This window comes from Acinetobacter sp. NyZ410 (assembly GCF_022828975.1).
Classification (GTDB): domain Bacteria; phylum Pseudomonadota; class Gammaproteobacteria; order Pseudomonadales; family Moraxellaceae; genus Acinetobacter; species Acinetobacter guillouiae.
This window is the reverse complement of sequence record NZ_CP094620.1, coordinates 1123955-1137919: the sequence shown is the minus strand read 5'-3', so window position 1 is coordinate 1137919 and position 13965 is coordinate 1123955. Positions and strand designations below refer to the sequence as shown.

General features: G+C 38.6%; 14 protein-coding genes and 4 tRNA genes. 14 read left to right on the top strand and 4 right to left on the bottom strand.

Annotated features, from left to right (window positions below):
• Window positions 1–28: 28 nt before the first annotated feature.
• On the bottom strand, window positions 29–433 hold the full coding sequence (locus MTO68_RS05275) for a transposase family protein (RefSeq protein ID WP_008942454.1): 405 nt from the start codon (window positions 431–433) through the stop codon (window positions 29–31).
• Window positions 434–538: 105 nt separating this feature from the next.
• Here MTO68_RS05275 and MTO68_RS05270 point away from each other — a divergent pair, with 105 nt between their 5' ends.
• Window positions 539–877 (top strand): DUF4882 family protein, encoded by a 339-nt coding sequence (locus MTO68_RS05270; RefSeq protein ID WP_244015325.1) that lies wholly within the window; start codon window positions 539–541, stop codon window positions 875–877.
• 49 nt (window positions 878–926) lie between these two features.
• On the opposite strand, the gene rluD is transcribed toward MTO68_RS05270, so the two are convergent.
• Window positions 927–1979, bottom strand: a complete 1053-nt coding sequence (rluD, locus tag MTO68_RS05265) for a 23S rRNA pseudouridine(1911/1915/1917) synthase RluD (RefSeq protein ID WP_004722483.1) — start codon at window positions 1977–1979, stop codon at window positions 927–929.
• Window positions 1980–2050: 71 nt separating this feature from the next.
• Here rluD and MTO68_RS05260 point away from each other — a divergent pair, with 71 nt between their 5' ends.
• A complete protein-coding gene (locus MTO68_RS05260) occupies window positions 2051–3073 on the top strand; it encodes an outer membrane protein assembly factor BamD (RefSeq protein ID WP_004819623.1) in 1023 nt (340 codons plus the stop codon).
• A 118-nt stretch (window positions 3074–3191) separates the two neighbouring features.
• Window positions 3192–5099 carry a CHC2 zinc finger domain-containing protein gene (locus MTO68_RS05255; RefSeq protein WP_244015324.1) on the top strand — a complete coding sequence of 636 codons (1908 nt, stop codon included), beginning with the start codon at window positions 3192–3194 and terminating at the stop codon, window positions 5097–5099.
• 424 nt (window positions 5100–5523) lie between these two features.
• On the opposite strand, the gene hemA is transcribed toward MTO68_RS05255, so the two are convergent.
• Window positions 5524–6810, bottom strand: coding sequence for a glutamyl-tRNA reductase (gene hemA / locus MTO68_RS05250; protein WP_004819618.1), 1287 nt, complete (start codon window positions 6808–6810; stop codon window positions 5524–5526).
• Between the two features lie 77 nt (window positions 6811–6887).
• On the opposite strand from hemA, the gene MTO68_RS05245 reads away from it, so the two are divergent.
• The 11 genes from MTO68_RS05245 (at window position 6888) to panD (ending at window position 13036) form a co-directional block, all read left to right on the top strand.
• The gene (locus MTO68_RS05245; protein ID WP_205622319.1) at window positions 6888–8600 is read left to right on the top strand and encodes a tetratricopeptide repeat protein; all 1713 of its coding nucleotides are present in this window, start codon (window positions 6888–6890) and stop codon (window positions 8598–8600) included.
• Between the two features lie 8 nt (window positions 8601–8608).
• Complete coding sequence (lolB, locus tag MTO68_RS05240) at window positions 8609–9217, top strand: lipoprotein insertase outer membrane protein LolB (RefSeq protein WP_244015323.1); 609 nt, start codon at window positions 8609–8611, stop codon at window positions 9215–9217.
• 25 nt (window positions 9218–9242) lie between these two features.
• The gene (gene ispE, locus MTO68_RS05235; RefSeq protein WP_244015322.1) at window positions 9243–10076 is read left to right on the top strand and encodes a 4-(cytidine 5'-diphospho)-2-C-methyl-D-erythritol kinase; all 834 of its coding nucleotides are present in this window, start codon (window positions 9243–9245) and stop codon (window positions 10074–10076) included.
• Window positions 10077–10080: 4 nt separating this feature from the next.
• Window positions 10081–10155: transfer RNA gene (locus MTO68_RS05230), tRNA-Gln, on the top strand.
• Between the two features lie 30 nt (window positions 10156–10185).
• A tRNA-Gln gene (locus MTO68_RS05225) sits at window positions 10186–10260 on the top strand.
• Between the two features lie 19 nt (window positions 10261–10279).
• A tRNA-Gln gene (locus MTO68_RS05220) sits at window positions 10280–10354 on the top strand.
• Window positions 10355–10445: 91 nt separating this feature from the next.
• A tRNA-Gln gene (locus tag MTO68_RS05215) sits at window positions 10446–10520 on the top strand.
• Window positions 10521–10555: 35 nt separating this feature from the next.
• Window positions 10556–11509: a ribose-phosphate pyrophosphokinase gene (locus MTO68_RS05210; RefSeq protein ID WP_004722497.1), complete on the top strand. Its 954-nt coding sequence runs from the start codon at window positions 10556–10558 to the stop codon at window positions 11507–11509.
• A 97-nt stretch (window positions 11510–11606) separates the two neighbouring features.
• Entirely contained in the window at window positions 11607–11903 is a 297-nt protein-coding gene (gene rplY / locus MTO68_RS05205; protein WP_004722499.1) for a 50S ribosomal protein L25, read from the top strand.
• A 20-nt stretch (window positions 11904–11923) separates the two neighbouring features.
• Window positions 11924–12502, top strand: coding sequence for an aminoacyl-tRNA hydrolase (gene pth, locus MTO68_RS05200; protein ID WP_004722502.1), 579 nt, complete (start codon window positions 11924–11926; stop codon window positions 12500–12502).
• Between the two features lie 153 nt (window positions 12503–12655).
• On the top strand, window positions 12656–13036 hold the full coding sequence (gene panD, locus MTO68_RS05195; RefSeq protein ID WP_004722504.1) for an aspartate 1-decarboxylase: 381 nt from the start codon (window positions 12656–12658) through the stop codon (window positions 13034–13036).
• Between the two features lie 46 nt (window positions 13037–13082).
• On the opposite strand, the gene MTO68_RS05190 is transcribed toward panD, so the two are convergent.
• Entirely contained in the window at window positions 13083–13781 is a 699-nt protein-coding gene (locus tag MTO68_RS05190; RefSeq protein WP_244015321.1) for a DUF4882 family protein, read from the bottom strand.
• Window positions 13782–13965: the final 184 nt, after the last annotated feature.

Sequence of the window (13965 nt, the reverse complement as noted above, 5' to 3'; positions counted from 1 at the left end):
TTTAAAGGTATGTCGCTTTTTTTTACCGCTATACCATTTCTTCTGTTTTTTTTGGACGTTGAACTAATATTTCAGTTGCATCAATCACAACAACTTCCCAATCCACTTCATCTCGATTAGGAAGTTGTTTTGGCAAGTTAAATTTTCCAGAACGGATTAAGGTATCTTCAATAACACGTGTGATACGAATTGCACTCGTTTCAGATACACCGTAACTCATACCAAGATGGAAAAATGTTCGATATTCTCTCCAATATTCTATACATAAGAGCAAGCGATCTTCCAACGGTAATTTATGCGGTCGTCCTTTACCAATATGACGAGGTAAATGCTTATTTAGCTCGGCCAACATGAGGTTAAATGTAGCCCAACTAACACCGGTAAGCCTACGAAACTTAACGTCTGATAATTTTTGAATATCTTTGAATTTCATCCAAGGATTATCCCTTGAATTAAATAATTTTGCTGATTAATTTAAGATCAAATAAATTGTACGTTTTTTGATTTATGACGGAAGTCTAATATAAAAAATTTGGTATTGATATCAATTATATCAACTGATCCTAACACTAAAGAAATTAAAGAATTATATTCTTATATAAAACCAATTAAAGGAGGCTCACAACAAAATCTTGGTGTTTACTTTAATCAAAATACCAATCAAATTGGACTGATTGTAAATAAAAAAAATTTAGATTATGTCGCGACTTTACTGTCTAAACCTAAAGATTTCACAGTAGTCCTACAAGTCAATTTTGAGGGTTTTGAAGCCAACTCTCCATACCTAAATAAAACCATGTCATTAGAATTGGTCACGGATAAATCAAAATTTACCAATACTTTTCCTACAGGAACAAAAGATGCTTGTGCTAACTAAATCATTGTATAAAACTGCTCTCATTGAGCAGTTTTATCATGTAAATCAATTAATAGGCTTTGTTTTCAGAGCGTAACACTTCAACCAACTCAACGAAATCATCTGACCATGGTGCTTCAAACATCATTTCTTCTTGTGTACGTGGGTGAACTAGGCCCAATTTAGAGGCATGTAAAGCTTGGCGTTTAAAGTTACGCAATGCACTGCTCAGTTTCTCAGAAGCACCTGCTGGAACTTTAACTCGGCTAACATAGACTGGATCACCCACCAATGGATAACCAATATAGGTGAAATGAATCCGGATTTGATGAGTACGCCCTGTTTCAAGTTGCGCTTGTACACGGGTGAAATGTTGAAAACGTTCTTTAACATTGTAATGCGTCACCGCATCACGACCACCCGGTAAAATAGCCATTTTTACACGATCTACAGGATGACGTTTAATCGGCTCATCAATCGTTCCACCTGCAATAATATGACCATAACAAATCAAGTCATATACACGGTAAACTGTTTTTTTAGCCAATTGTTTACTTAAAGAAAATTGCGCTTCCAAATTTTTAGCAACAACCAATAAACCGCTGGTGTCTTTATCAATACGATGTACTAAACCTGCACGAGTTAATTCGGCAGATTTTGGGTAATGATAAAGCAAGGCGTTCACCAAAGTACCATTTGGATTACCCGCACCAGGATGAACAACCATACCGACAGGTTTATTGATGACCATAATATCGTCATCTTCATAAACAATGTTTAAAGGGATATTTTCAGGTTGTGCCGACGTTTGTGCTTCCAATTCAACATCTAAACATAGAAGTTCATTGCCTTCGCATTTATACTTAGGCTTGACAATGTTACCATTTACCAACAAATGACCTTCTTTCATCCACTGCTTGAGTTTTTCACGAGAAAACTCGTTCCAAACCAGTGCTGCGACTTGGTCAATACGTTGCCCTAAATAGCTTTCATCCAGTTGAAATTGCAACGATAAACGTGTTGCAGTCGGCGCAGAATTATGATTATCTGCATCCTCAGAATCTTCAAGTAAATTGAAATCATTTTCTGGGAAATTAGAATTAGAAGAGTGTGCTGAAGTCATTTGCTCATTCGGACAAAAGTGGTTTAATAGCGCAATTGTAGCCTATTGCCCGTATAAACAGAGGAATTTTTATGTCGCTACCACGTTATAAAGTCACAATGCTTGCTTTAACTGTAGGCTTAGCAACTGCATTTGTCGGCTGTAGCAGCAATCCGAAGAAGGATGTTGTTGATACAGGCCCGAAATCAAATGAGCAGACTTATTACAATAATGCGATAAAATCATTAGACCGTGGGCAATATGGCGATGCTGCAAAAGCGTTAGAAGCAATGGATACTTATTTCCCGACTGGGCAATATGCACAACAAGCTCAGCTTGAATTGCTTTACACAAAATTTAAGCAAAAAGATTATGAAGGCACAATTGCACTGGCAGATCGTTTTATTCGTTTAAATCCTCAACATCCGAATTTAGATTATGCTTACTATGTCCGCGGCGTAGCCAATATGGAGCAAAATTATGACAGTTTGCTTCGCTATACCTCATTAAAACAAGCACATCGTGATGTAGGTTATTTAAAAATTGCCTATCAAAATTTTGTCGACTTAATTCGTCGCTATCCTTCAAGTCAATATTCAGTTGATGCTGCACAACGAATGAAATACATCGGCCAAGAACTGGCTGAAAGTGAAATGAATACTGCTCGTTTCAATATTAAACGTAAAGCGTATTTGGCTGCAATTGAACGTTCACAATGGGTGATTGAACACTATCCTCAAACGCCTCAAGTTCCTGAAGCCTTAGCAACAATGGCATATGGTTATGACAAGTTGGGCGATAAAGAAACATCACAACAGTACATTGGCGTGCTTAAGCAAAACTATCCAAACCTTGTTAAATCTAATGGTGAAGTGAATATACGCGCAGCACGTAAAGAAGCAAGTTGGTGGAACCGTGCAACATTAGGTATTTTAGGTCGTGGTGATAAAGCAGAAGTATCACAAGAAGCGAGTTCTGAAACGTCTGATCAAGCAGAACAAAAATCAAGCTTGTTAAATAAAGTGAGTTTTGGCTTACTTGATCGTCCAAATCGTGAAGTGTCTAAAGAGCCAGCACGTGCAGATGAAAGTTTGTATGATGGACAACGTAAATAAATATTGATTGCGACAAATCAAGACGGGTTTTTACCCGTCTTTTTTATTCATAGATATTTTTAGACTCAAAACTACGTTAAACTTTAAATTGGTTTAAACGATACATGACATTAAATTTATGGCTATTCCTCAGCACACGATAGATCAAATTTTGGATCGCACAGATATTGTCGATCTGATTGGTCAACGTGTGAAATTGAAAAAAACTGGTCGCACCTATTCAGGCTGTTGCCCTTTTCATCAGGAAAAGTCACCTTCTTTTCATGTTTACCGTGATAAACAGTATTATCACTGCTTTGGCTGTCAGGCAAATGGCAATGCCATTCGCTTCTTAATGGATATTGATAATCGAAATTTTGTCGATGTCATGAAAGAACTCTCCAGCCATGCAGGTGTCGAACTTCCCAAAGACAATCATGACAATAAAAAACTGTCGTATAAGCGTGAAGTATCCAAGCCTAAACCAGCAGTGAAGGCTGTAGAAAATAAAGTAGTCGATTCTAAACCCACTGAGCAAAAAACAGATTCTGTTCAGCCACTAGAAATTGACCCTTTTGAAGCCTTTAGCCAATATCCTGATCCTGAGCATTTCGATCCAACCCAGTTTGACTCAGTAGGTTTTGATCAGATCCCTCAAGATGGCAACCTTTATGATCTGTTAGAAAATATTGCGCAGTTTTATGAACGCCAATTACCAAACAGTAAAGTGGCGCAGAATTATTTTAAACATCGTGGTTTAAGCGCCGAAACAATCCAATATTGGCGCTTAGGCTATGCACCAGAAGATTGGCAACATTTAGAAAAAGCTTTCCCACAAGATATTGAAGGTTTAAAACTACTAGGTCTGATTCGTACCAGTGATAGTGGTCGTGACTTCGATTTGTTGCGTGATCGGGTGATTTTCCCGATTCGAGACAACAAAGGTCGTGTTGTAGGTTTCGGTGGTCGTGCATTGAATGACGAAATCAAACCGAAATATATTAACTCACCTGATTCTGAAGTCTTCCATAAAAACCAACTGCTTTACGGCTTGTATGAAGGTCGGAAAGACCGTGCACAAAATTGGCTCATGGTTGAAGGCTATATGGATGTGATCGCCTTACAACAAAACGGGATTTCTGGTGCGACAGCAACATTAGGTACGGCCAGCAATGCAGATCATTTAACTATTTTATTTAAGCAGAACAATCAAATCACGATTGCATTTGATGGTGATGCCGCTGGACAAAAAGCAGCACGTCGAACCTTAGAAATTGCTCTACCGTTATTGAATGATGGCCGTGAACTTAAATTTTTTGTTCTACCCAAAGAACATGACCCAGATTCGTTGATTCGTAAGGAAGGTTTTGAAACGTTTCAACGAATATGGCAACAATCTCCTTTATTATCGGATTTCGTCTTTGCTTTATTGAGTCAAAATTATGATGTTGCTACACCTGAAGGTAAAAGTCAGGTGATGGCTGAACTCAATCAACTGACTGAATTATTGCCTAAACAAGGTTCTTACCGCTATTTATTAAGACAATTTTTTAAAGAAAAGTTAGGTTTTAATCGAAAATGGCAGCCTCAAGTCAGCTTAGATGCCTCATTGTCTTTTAATATTCGCACCAAAGATGAAGACTTTGCTGTTGCGATTTTGATGCAACATCCATTTTTATATATTCACTTTGAAGTATTGCGTGCATTGATTCATCCAGATGAGTTATTGGCGCAAATCTTAGCGGTATTTGACCGTGTCTTTGACGATCTACCAGATGATCAAGAACTTGCAACCTACTATATTTTAGGTGCATGTGGTGCTTATCATTTGGAACTCTCTGAAATCATACAACGCACAAATATTCAGGCTTTGGCTGAGGCGCCTGAAATGGCAGATAAATTGGCTTCAGATTACTCTTTGGCCTTGCAAGAGAAATATTTAAAATTAAAGCTTAAAGCGCCAACCTCATTGAGTGAGTCACGTAATTTACGAAAACAACTCAATGAACTGACTAAACAAATCAGTTTAAAGTTGGTACATCATTAATTTTCTATAAACGCTTCATTGAGCTTATCGAGTATTTTGTAATACAAAAAATTCATATGGCTATTGGCCTCTTCCATTGAGGAGTCATAAGGTTTATATAGGTTTATAAATATACGTTTTTGAAAGTTTTCATCACTAAAAAACGCATTGGTGGGGTAATTAGAATCTGAGTGTGCATTTATACTTTCGACCATAAGTGCATCAAATATCCGCCCTGAATAATCTAGATAAAAGCAATATAGTTTAGGTTTTTTGGGATTCTTATAGCATCGATCAACTGAATCAACTCCCCCCATAATTCCACCCTGCGTAGAGAGGCTATGTAGATCCTTGATGGCTTGATTCTAATTTGATCGCACTAATATATACACCAATAATAGCTGGTGAAGCAAAAACATTAAATCACATTCGTTTTAAAAAATAATCACTTTGCTTTTGGTTTTCTTTCTTGTTCAAAAATATCCTGAATATTTTCTTTCATCCATTCAAAATGTGAAGGATCTTCATCCTGCGCTGCTTGGCGTAGCAAAATTGAAGATGGATGCAATAATTTTTGCGTCAAACGATGTGCAAAATCCTCAAGTACATGTTGCGTATCCTCACCTGCCTGAATACGCTCTAAGGCATGCGACAACTCCATCTGGCGTTGTTCCTCACCGTGCTCACGAAACTGTTGAATCGTCCCACCAGCATCTTTTACTTTTTGCTGTGTCACCAACTGAGTTACCAGTTGATTGACCATAACCTCTGCTTCAACCGCAGCTTGACGTCGTTGTGCTAAATTTTCATCAATTACACTTTGTAGATCATCCACACCGTATAAGTACACACCATCCAAACTTTCAACTTTTGGATCTATATCACGAGGTACAGCTAAATCGACCATAAGCATTTGTTGATAACGACGTTTTTTTAAAGCGAATTTCACATCTGCATAAGCAATAACTTGATGCAAACTGCCTGTACAACTGGAAATTACATCCGCACGATAAAGCTGAGTAGTGAGTTCATCAAATGGAATAATCTCCACTTCAACACGATGCGCTATTTCTTGTGCTAATTTCTCTGCCCGTTCACGGCTTCGATTACAAATCAAGATTTTTGCAACGCCCATTTCAGCCAAGTGTTTTGCCACCAAGCTATTCATTTCACCTGCGGCAACCACCATGACTGTAAGCTGTTCAGGCTTACTAAACACTTGCAATGCGAGTTGAGCAACAGCATATCCCATTGAGACAGCATGACTACCGACTGCCGTTTCAGAACGTACGCGTTTGGCTGCATAAAAAGCATATTCAAATATTTGATTCAGATTTTGCGAGACGATTTCAGCATCTTTTGCGATTGATAGTGCTGTTTTAACCTGCCCAAGAATTTGCGGTTCACCCAGCATCAATGAGTCTAAACCACTGGCAACTCGCATTAAGTGCGAAACTGCATCGGTATTTTCATAACGATATACATGATTTGACAATTGCTTTACATCAATACCATTGGTTTGGGCGAGCCAATTTAATACCATATCGGCATTTTCAGCCATGGCATAGACTTCAGTGCGGTTACATGTTGACACCACCACCATATCATTCAAATTTTGGCGAAGGCTTTCTACGGCAAATAAATCTTTTAATCGTTCTGGATTAAAAGCGATTTGCTCACGTAGCTCAACAGAAGCAGTTTGATGGTTGACACCCAATGCAAAGAAAGACATATCAGATCATCATTTCGCTAAATTTGTGCTATTGTGCAATAACGGTGTCATAAAAAGCATACTTGGATTCGGAAAAATTGCGTCAAATAAACAACCGCTTAAGCGGCATGACAATTAAGCAATATTCTACCACATTCTTACTGGTTGGTAGCATGGCTTCTAGTGCTCATATTAGAGCATCTGGAGAATTTTATCATGCTAAATATAATACTAATGCATTAAAACAAAGTATTATTGCTGAATTTTCATTGGCTTATAATGATACTGCAACTGCTTTACACAATTATACTGTGCTCGCAATTCGTAGTAATTCAACCACCATTAAGCAACGTGCCTTGAATGTTGCAATTGAACAAAACGATTTAAAAGCAGCTTTAGACATTGCCACCCATTGGGTTGTACAAGAACCTGAGGATGTTCCTGCAAAATTTTATTTGGCGCATATCGCGCTCAAATCACATGAATATGAACTTGCAGCGGAGACTCTGGACAGTATTCTCAATATTGACCCCAACGCTGATTTAGAAAAGATTTTAGAAGGAATTGCACCAGAATCAGAAGTAGATCGTCAAAATCTGCTCAATACGCTGAGAGCAAGTAAAGAAAAAAACAACCCTTCTGTTTTAATTCTAATAGCCGGTTTGGAAGCGCAAAACGATGAAATCGAGCAAGCCTTAAAAACCGTCAATAAGGCGTTAAAAAAACGTTCAAAAGTGACTGGCTTTATTCTGATGAAAGCCAATTTATTAGAGGCTTTGGGTGACCAAGAAGCGACTTTAAATTGGTATGATCGAAGCAGTCGTAAAAACAAGTACAACTATGATATCCGTCTGGCAGAAGTCAAATATCTGATCAAGATTCATCAATCTGAATTGGCCTTAAGCAAATTAGAATCGATTATCCAAGCTTGGCCAGATGCTGAAGAAGCCCTATTTATTGCAGGTTTAACTGCGATTGATTTAAAAAAGCTGGATCAAGCTGAACAGTATTTAGTGGAGTTACGCTACTCATCACGTTATCAAAACGAAGCTTATTTTTATTTGGCAGTAAATGCTGAACGAAAGCAAAATGATGAAACGGCAAAAGCCTATTATCGTCTGGTTGATGGGAACTTATATACGGTTTCACGCCGTAATCTGGTCTCGATTTTTGAAAGACAAGACAAGATGAATGATGCTTTGCGGTTTTTAACCCAAGAACGTGTCAATTATCCACAACATGCAAGTTTCTTATATCAGGCTCAAGCCGAGATTTTAAAACGCATGGGCAATAAAAAAGCAGCGCTGAGATTACTCACGGAAGCAGTGAAGAACTTGCCTGATGATCCTGAAATTCTCTATTCAGAAATACTGCTTCTTGATCCATTTGAGGATCGTGATTTACTTGATAAAGCATTGAAACAGCTCTTAACTTTAGAGCCAAATAATCCTGCTTATTTAAATGCTTATGCCTATACGCTTGCACTACAAAATAGACGTTTAGATGAAGCGCGGAAGTATGCTGAACATGCCTTAGATTCTGCGCCAGATCAGGCCTCGATTTTAGATACGCTGGGATATATCACATTCTTGCAAAATGATTTTGATGCCGCCTCGAACATTTTATCGAAAGCTTATAATTTGAGTCATAGTGTAAACATTGGTATTCGATATGCAAAATCGTTGTATATGCAAGGTGCCTTAGCTCAATTTAATGAAGTGTTACAACAACTCAAACAAAATCATCCAAATGATCCTCAATTAAATCAATTAGATTCATTAATATTACCGCAACATATTAAAAAGAGTTAATGACTTGTATGCGTCACATTCCACAGATCTTTTGCACCCTAACTGTTGTAACCGCTTTTACACTCACAGGTTGTCAACAAGTCGTAAAGCCAGCACAAACCACACCAACGCTTACAGCACCGACAGATGCCACAACGCCCCTGCAAAAACCGTCAAATCAATTTAATCTTGAAGGGAAAATTGGGGTAAAAACACCGAAACAGTCTGGCAGTGCGTTCTACACATGGACACAAGACCAACAAGATTTTAACATCCAGTTGAATGGGATCTTAGGTATTGGCAAAACCATTATTGAAGGAAAATCTGGGGAAGTTACCCTAAACAGCGCTAAAACAGGTTCGATTTCGGCTGAAACACCAGAAGAACTGCTTGAAAAAGCAACGGGCTGGACTGCACCTATTACCCATATTGTCGATTGGGTTCAAGCTTACCCTGCCACTGAAAATGCACAAATCACCCGAGATAATACTCAACGTATTGCTCAAATCATTGAAGATGGCTGGACTGTAGATTTTAGTTATAACAATCAAGCGAGCTTGCCCAATAAGCTGATTTTAAAACAACAACTTGAATCTGGTCAGGAAAATCGTATTACAATGGTGATTCAAAACCGCTAAATCTTTACCTTAGACAATGAAATCTATGATTCGTGTTCCCTCTCCAGCAAAATTGAATTTGTTTTTGCATATCACAGGTCGTCGTGAAAATGGCTATCACGAGTTGCAAAGTATTTTTCAGCTGATTGATTTGTATGACTGGTTAGAATTCACCCAAACAGAACATTCTCAAGCAGAAATCAGTCTTGAAGGTTTGAGTAACGTCGATTTGGAACATAATCTGATCTATAAAGCGATTCAAATTTTAAAACCTTATGCCACACAGCCGACTGGTTTAAAAATTCGTATCGAAAAGAATATTCCAATGGGTGCAGGTCTAGGTGGTGGTTCTTCCAATGCTGCCTCCACATTGATTGTGGTCAATCAACTTTGGCAGTGCGGTTTAAATACTGAACAACTGGCTGAGCTTGGGGTTAAATTGGGTGCAGATGTTCCAATCTTTGTTCATGGTCGTAATGCTTGGGCAGAAGGTATAGGTGAACACTTAACATTCATAGACTTAGATCAAAAACAATACATTGTGTTAAAACCTGATTGTTTTATCAGCACTCAACGACTTTTTTCGCAAAAAACATTGACAAGAGATACGAAGCCTACTAAATTTTGCGCCTATCAGCTAAAGCCATCCAATTTTAGAAATGATTTTGAGCCACTGGCAAGAAATTTATATCCTGAAGTTGATGAAGCAATGCAGTATTTAGATCAGTTCGGTACAGCAAAGCTTACAGGTACAGGTGCTTGTGTTTTTGTTGAAGTCACTGAACAAATGAAGATTGATGATGTTTTAAATCATTCACCCTGCAAAGCCTATTTGGTCAACAGTTTGAATGAATCACCACTCACTCATTTTACAGTGTAATGATAGGGGCGTCGCCAAGTGGTAAGGCACCGGGTTTTGATCTCGGCATCCGTTGGTTCGAATCCAGCCGCCCCTGCCATCATTTTTCATCTGTAGATCGTTGTATTTTAGGGGCGTCGCCAAGTGGTAAGGCACCGGGTTTTGATCTCGGCATCCGTTGGTTCGAATCCAGCCGCCCCTGCCATTAAATACAACATCAAATTAGGGGCGTCGCCAAGTGGTAAGGCACCGGGTTTTGATCTCGGCATCCGTTGGTTCGAATCCAGCCGCCCCTGCCATTTTCTCAAAAAAGACAGAACGTAGTAATTTGTATTTAATGTTGATTTACCTTGACAGAGACATACAAAAACACTAAAATTCTGCCGCATTAGGGGCGTCGCCAAGTGGTAAGGCACCGGGTTTTGATCTCGGCATCCGTTGGTTCGAATCCAGCCGCCCCTGCCATCTAATTCAAATCTGCCAACCGCCAAGGGTGCTTCATGCCCAATCTTGTCGTTTTTAGTGGAACTGCGCATCCACAATTCGCCCAAAAAGTCGTTAGCCATTTGCACATCCCTCTGGGAGCTGCTGCTGTAGGTAAATTTTCTGATGGTGAAATCACTGTCGAAATTACTGAAAATGTGCGTGGTAAAGACGTGTTTATCGTACAGCCCACTTGTGCCCCTACGAATGATAACCTTATGGAAATCTTAGTAATGGCAGATGCTTTGCGTCGTGCAAGTGCTGGTCGTATTACTGCTGTAATTCCATACTTCGGTTATGCACGCCAAGACCGTCGTCCTCGTTCAACTCGTGTTCCAATTACTGCAAAAGTTGTAGCAGACATGCTCACCACTGTGGGTATTGACCGTGTTGTAATGATCGACTTGCATGCTGACCAAATCCAAGGTTTCTTTGATATTCCTGTAGATAACATCTACGGTACGCCTGCTTTGCTTGCTGACTTACGTCAACAACAACATCATAACTTGATGGTGGTTTCACCTGACGTTGGTGGTGTAGTTCGTGCACGTGCTGTTGCAAAACAAATGGGTGATATCGACCTTGCAATCATTGATAAACGTCGTCAAAAAGCCAATGAATCACAAGTGATGCATTTGATTGGTGATGTACGTGATCGTGACTGTGTGATTGTTGATGACATGGTTGATACAGCTGGTACTTTGTGTAAAGCTGCCGACGCACTAAAAACTTTTGGTGCTCGTAAAGTGGTTGCTTATGCAACGCACCCTGTACTATCAGGTAAAGCACTCGAAAATTTAAGCAAATCTGTAATTGATGAATTGGTTGTTACTGACACAATTCCACTTTCAGATGAAGCATTAAAACTTGGTAAGATTCGCCAAGTTTCAGTAGCAAGTATGGTTGCTGAAACAATTCGTCGTATTAACAACGAAGAATCTATTAGCGCAATGTTCGATTCTTATCTATAATAGCGCCAAATTTTCAAAGCCCTACTCTTTGGTAGGGCTTTATATCACTGGGCTGGTCGAAAGTTCAGTCAATTACACTCAATGAGGAAATGTCATCATGGCAAACTTCGTATTAAATGCAGTAGCACGTGAAGAAGCAGTTCAAGGGAAAGGTTCGAGCCGCCGCCTTCGTCTTCAAAATAAAGTTCCAGCAATCATCTATGGTGGTTCTGCTGAACCTGTAGCGGTTACTTTAGAACTTCGCGAGCTTGTTAAAGCTTTAGAAAATAACTCTTTCTTTGAAGAAGTTATCGATCTTAACATCGAAGGTAAAGTTGAAAGCGTTAAAATCCAAGCTTTACAACGTCACCCAGCTAAAAACACACCAATGCACGCTGACTTTAAACGCGCATAAGTGTTAAATGGTGTAAATGAGTGAGTAAACTTTCACTGATTATTGGTTTGGGTAATCCAGGTTCTGAATATGCCCAAACCCGCCATAATGCAGGCTTTTGGTTCGTTGAACGCCTTGCAGAACAATATGGTATTACATTAAAAACTGATTCAAAGTACAAAGGAATCAGTGGTCGCGGTAATATTGAAGGACAAGATGTTCGTCTACTATTGCCCACAACATTTATGAACCTTTCTGGTCAAAGTGTTGTTCCCTTTGCAAAATTCTACCAAATTAAACCAGAAGAAATTCTCATCGCTCATGATGAACTGGATATGAATCCGGGCGTCATTCGTTTAAAAACTGGCGGTGGACATGGTGGTCACAATGGTCTACGTGACATTGTTCCTCATATTGGTTCTAATTTTCATCGCTTACGTATTGGCATTGGTCATCCCGGCGCTAAAGAAAAAGTTTCAGGACATGTACTTGGTAAAGCACCAAGCAGTGAACAGACTTTAATGGATGATGCAATACACCATGCTTTAGGCAAAACAAAATTATTGGTTAATGGTGAGATTCAGCAAGCAATGAATCAAATCAATGCTTATAAAGCATAATTTAAACCTAAATTTTATGTTCTTTGTTCAACAATTTTTCTTGCCATGATTCATTTTTAAGAGCAAAATGCGCTTTCAAATGCATCCCCCCATTGAAAATTGTTGATTCAACACAAGATAACAATTGTAAGGGCTACTCTGGAGACGCAAATCATGCTATCTCGTTTATTAAAAGCAAAAATCCATCGTTGTGTTGTTACACAAGCAGAATTACATTATGAAGGTTCTTGTGCAATCGACGGTATTCTTTTGGATTTAGCTGGTATCCGTGAATATGAAGAAATTCATATGTGGAACGTGACTAATGGTAAGCGCTTTACAACCTATGCGATTCGTGGCGAAGAAGGCTCAGGCATCATTTCAGTCAATGGTGGCGCTGCACTTCAAGCTGATGTTGGTGATTTAATGATTATTGCCACATTTGGTGATTTTACCAATGCAGAAGCTGATGCGCATAAACCACGTCTTGTATATGCAAATCCAGACAATACAGTAAATCACACAGCAAACTGTATCCCTGTTCAAGTTGCATAATTGCACACAGATGATTCAAGACCCGCAATGTTGCGGGTTTTTTTATTTAAATAGTATTTCCACAAATATCTGTAGAGCCAGATGGGTATTGGTATTGTAATTTAGAATAATCAGTAATGAGCTCCATTGTCACCTCACTTCCAATCTTTGTTGAGTTGTTAGAGAATCCAGTAAACCCATTCATCAATATAAAGCCTATATCATTAAATGGCGTGGTAAAAGACCACTTGTAGCCTTTATTTACACCATTCAAAATATATCCTATTTGCTTAGTTTGCTTATTAATGTAAATACCAATCCGATTACCTTCACCATTAATACTTTCAAATGATTGATATAACGGGATTGGATTTCCTAAACCCACGAGTATTAATTTCAACCCATCATTATTTGATGCTGGAGCAAAAAGCGATCCATTAGTAACCGTATTACTATTGGTAGATGAATTTAATAACCACCCACCTGCCTCCTCACTACCAGTTAAATTTACTGGAACTACTGATTTATACTCAAAAGCAATGATATTAGAATTTGGAAGTGCTTTATGAGCACTTGTTTCAGCTTTACTTTCCAAACCCACATTAGCCTGAACATACGATGTAAACTTTTGACCTTGCAAACTCACCAAATTAGACCAAGATCCTGAACTTGCAATCCCCTCGACATTAAAACTGCCTGCATTACAATCTGCGAATACAGAAACTGATATTGCAAATGTAAAGACTCCTGAAGCAAATCTTTTCATAACCAACTCCTTTTTTTGTATATTTAATATACATTAAATGTCACATTTGTGCATATTTTATTAAAAATACATTAAATAAAAGTTAACAATAAATGTAGGTTTATTAATTTTTAGTCTTTTAGATAGCTGTTTCCACGCCCATTTAGATAAATCAATAATTATCTGAAAGCTATCACAAAGCAAA

Bases quoted from the DNA above. Each gene is read 5' to 3' on its own strand.
- MTO68_RS05275 (WP_008942454.1), bottom strand. From the start codon at position 433: ATGAAATTCAAAGATATTCAAAAATTATCAGACGTTAAGTTTCGTAGG.
- rluD (WP_004722483.1), bottom strand. From the start codon at position 1,979: ATGACTTCAGCACACTCTTCTAATTCTAATTTCCCAGAAAATGATTTC.
- MTO68_RS05260 (WP_004819623.1), top strand. From the start codon at position 2,051: ATGTCGCTACCACGTTATAAAGTCACAATGCTTGCTTTAACTGTAGGC.
- MTO68_RS05255 (WP_244015324.1), top strand. From the start codon at position 3,192: ATGGCTATTCCTCAGCACACGATAGATCAAATTTTGGATCGCACAGAT.
- hemA (WP_004819618.1), bottom strand. From the start codon at position 6,810: ATGTCTTTCTTTGCATTGGGTGTCAACCATCAAACTGCTTCTGTTGAG.
- lolB (WP_244015323.1), top strand. From the start codon at position 8,609: ATGCGTCACATTCCACAGATCTTTTGCACCCTAACTGTTGTAACCGCT.
- ispE (WP_244015322.1), top strand. From the start codon at position 9,243: ATGATTCGTGTTCCCTCTCCAGCAAAATTGAATTTGTTTTTGCATATC.
- MTO68_RS05210 (WP_004722497.1), top strand. From the start codon at position 10,556: ATGCCCAATCTTGTCGTTTTTAGTGGAACTGCGCATCCACAATTCGCC.
- rplY (WP_004722499.1), top strand. From the start codon at position 11,607: ATGGCAAACTTCGTATTAAATGCAGTAGCACGTGAAGAAGCAGTTCAA.
- panD (WP_004722504.1), top strand. From the start codon at position 12,656: ATGCTATCTCGTTTATTAAAAGCAAAAATCCATCGTTGTGTTGTTACA.
- MTO68_RS05190 (WP_244015321.1), bottom strand. From the start codon at position 13,781: ATGAAAAGATTTGCTTCAGGAGTCTTTACATTTGCAATATCAGTTTCT.